Here is a 2,636-nt window from a genome sequence, read left to right on the forward strand (position 1 = left end):
CCTCTGGGGCGCTGCCTCCGCGTCCGCTGCCTCCGCCTCCGCTGCCTCGGTGTCCGCTACATCCAGACCGCTGGCTCCAGGCGCGCTACGTCCGCCGGTGCTCCGCGTCCAGGCCACTGCCTCCGGGCCCGCAACGTCCGCCGTCACCTTCACGTCCGCTCCGTCCGAGCCCACTGCCTCCCGACCGTTGTCTTCGGGCCGTTGTCTTCGGGGCGCTGGTCGGTCGTGGCGGGGTCGGGTCCTGGAGCCGGGCCTGGGCCAGGGCCGGCCCCGCCACGCCGTCTGTCGCACCGGTGGAGCGCCGGTGACGGGCTAGCGGAGGTGGAAGACGCCCTTGCCGCCGCGCAGCTCGCCCATGCGGACCGTGGCCACGTACGTGCCCGGCAGGGCGGTGGGCGGGGTGGCGCGGCAGTCATCGCTGGAGCGCCGCCGATCCCACTCCAGCGAGCGCACGTACGGCACGCCCCGCTCCAGCTTCCTGACCTCGCTGCCGGGGCCGCTCACGCAGTCGGCGGTGGACCAGATGCGGTCCGAGCCGGACGTGATGCGGACCTCCATCGCCCGCGGCCCCACATCGGCCGTGCACATCACCGAGCCGGTGTTCACCAGCGTGACGATGAAGCTGGGCCGCGAGTCGCCGGCGTAGACCGGCTCCTTGCCGCTCTGGAGGCTGAGCACGAGGTCCTTCTCCTCGCACGGCTCCCCCGGCCGCTTCGGGCGCGGGGAGGGCGTCGCCTTCGGGGTGGCGCTGGGGGTGGGCGACGGCGACGGCGAGGCCGTGCCCATGGCGAGCGTACGCAGCCCCGCGAGCAGCGGGTCGGCGGACGGCGTGACGCTGGGTGAGGACTGCGCGCTGGAGGCGCGTTCCGGCCCGCTGCCCCCGCTGGAGCACGCCCACGCCACAACGGCCACCACGACGAGCACCGCCACCAGCACGCTCATACGGCGCCGCCAGTAGATGTCGCCGCCGTCGCCACGCATCGTATCCGGGTCCATAGAGCCAGCATGGTAACCGGTTCTGCACACAGAGTGACGACACGCCGGGCCGCGCCGTTTCCCGAATACGCTTGACCCCGTGGTCGAGCCGAATCTCCTGCACACCCCCGTTCTGGACTGGTACGCGGACAACGCCCGCGACCTCCCCTGGCGCGCCCCCGACGCGACCCCATGGGGCGTGCTCGTCAGCGAGATCATGTTGCAGCAGACCCCGGTCGCCCGCGTGCTGCCCGTCTGGCACGAGTGGATGGAACGCTGGCCCGTCCCCAAGGCGCTGGCCGCCGAGCAGCCGGGCGAGGCCGTACGCCACTGGGGCCGGCTCGGCTACCCGCGCCGGGCGCTGCGCCTGCACGCCTGCGCCCGCGCCATCACCGACGATCACGGCGGCGAGGTGCCGTCCGACCACGCGACGCTGCTCTCACTGCCCGGCATCGGCGAGTACACCGCCGCCGCAGTCGCGAGCTTCGCCTACGGCGGCCGGCACGCCGTCCTCGACACGAACGTCCGGCGGGTGTTCGCCCGCGCCGTCCGCGCCGAGGAGTACCCGCCGACGGCCACCTCGGCGGCCGAGCGACGACTGGCGGAGAGCCTGCTCCCGGAGCTGGGCGCCGCCCGCTGGGGCGTGGCCGTGATGGAGCTCGGCGCCCTGGTGTGCACGGCCCGCGCCCCCCGCTGCGCCGACTGCCCGATCACCCACCTGTGCGCCTGGCGCCTGGCCGGCAAGCCGCCCCACGCGGGCCCCGCCCGCAAGGGCCAGACCTACGCCGGCACCGACCGCCAATGCCGAGGCCGCCTCCTCGAGGTCCTGCGCACCTCCCACGGCCCCGTCCCCAAGGCCGCCCTCGACGCGGTATGGGACGACGCGGTACAACGCGAACGAGCCCTGGACGGCCTGATTTCCGACGGCCTGGCGGAGGCCCTGGACGACGGCACCTACCGCCTCCCCCACGCCTGACCCAGCCCGAAGCACCACCCCAACCGAACGGCCCCCCACTCCACACCAGCAGCGATCGACACGCCCGCCCGCTCAGCGGACAGCGGCGACGAATACGAACCGCCGGGCCAATGGCAACGAAAGCGAGCCCTCGCTCCGGACCGGCGGCAGCGGGTAGAAGCCCCGCTCAACCGGTACGAAGCCCAGCTCGGGGACCGAACGCCGTCCGCGAGCGACACACCCTCTCGCCCACGGCCACTCAAACCGACTCAACCCACGACGGCGAGCCGCGCACACCCCAGCCCGACATCGATCGCGTGACCATCCCGAGCCGGGCGCACCTTCCAGACGGCCGTCCGGCCACGCCCACACATCGGCGGACCAGGGCGATCACCGGTCAAACGCCTCCTTCCACCAGGCGTTCACACGAACCACGGACACCAACGTCACGCGGACCACGGACATCCGGGTCACGCGATCCACGCCGGAACGCCGTAATCGGCCCCGTCCGCGCTCATGGCCCTGGCACCGGCCGGAGCGGTGACGACGGCGGTGTATCCGGTCGCCGGGTCGGCCACCACCTGCCGCACCGTGCGCGCCGGCATGACCACCGTCTACGGGCAGATCCTCAACCCGGCCGAGCTCGCGACGCTTTCCGCGCTGGTGAAGAAGGGCACGAAGGCCGGCGACAAGATCACCGGAAAGA

3 protein-coding genes are annotated in these 2,636 nt (G+C 73.4%); 1 reads left to right on the top strand and 2 read right to left on the bottom strand.

The genetic code is table 11. From position 1 onward, the window contains the following. Positions 1 to 312: 312 nt before the first annotated feature. On the bottom strand, positions 313 to 996 hold the full coding sequence (locus tag C1J01_RS47425; protein WP_111185655.1) for a hypothetical protein: 684 nt from the start codon (positions 994 to 996) through the stop codon (positions 313 to 315). A gap of 79 nt (positions 997 to 1,075) precedes the next feature. Between C1J01_RS47425 and C1J01_RS47430 the strand changes: the two genes are divergently transcribed. Continuing rightward, positions 1,076 to 1,951, top strand: coding sequence for an iron-sulfur binding domain-containing protein (locus C1J01_RS47430; protein ID WP_328589759.1), 876 nt, complete (start codon positions 1,076 to 1,078; stop codon positions 1,949 to 1,951). A 449-nt stretch (positions 1,952 to 2,400) separates the two neighbouring features. On the opposite strand, the gene C1J01_RS53390 is transcribed toward C1J01_RS47430, so the two are convergent. Then, positions 2,401 to 2,535: a hypothetical protein gene (locus tag C1J01_RS53390; RefSeq protein ID WP_268958821.1), complete on the bottom strand. Its 135-nt coding sequence runs from the start codon at positions 2,533 to 2,535 to the stop codon at positions 2,401 to 2,403. Positions 2,536 to 2,636 lie beyond the last annotated feature (101 nt).

The sequence above is a fragment of the Nonomuraea aridisoli genome (assembly GCF_003236395.1).
GTDB lineage: Bacteria > Actinomycetota > Actinomycetes > Streptosporangiales > Streptosporangiaceae > Nonomuraea > Nonomuraea aridisoli.

What these genes read in the sequence shown, in the direction of transcription:
- C1J01_RS47425 (WP_111185655.1), bottom strand. Translation starts at nt 996, where the DNA reads ATGGACCCGGATACGATGCGTGGCGACGGCGGCGACATCTACTGGCGG.
- C1J01_RS53390 (WP_268958821.1), bottom strand. Translation starts at nt 2,535, where the DNA reads ATGCCGGCGCGCACGGTGCGGCAGGTGGTGGCCGACCCGGCGACCGGA.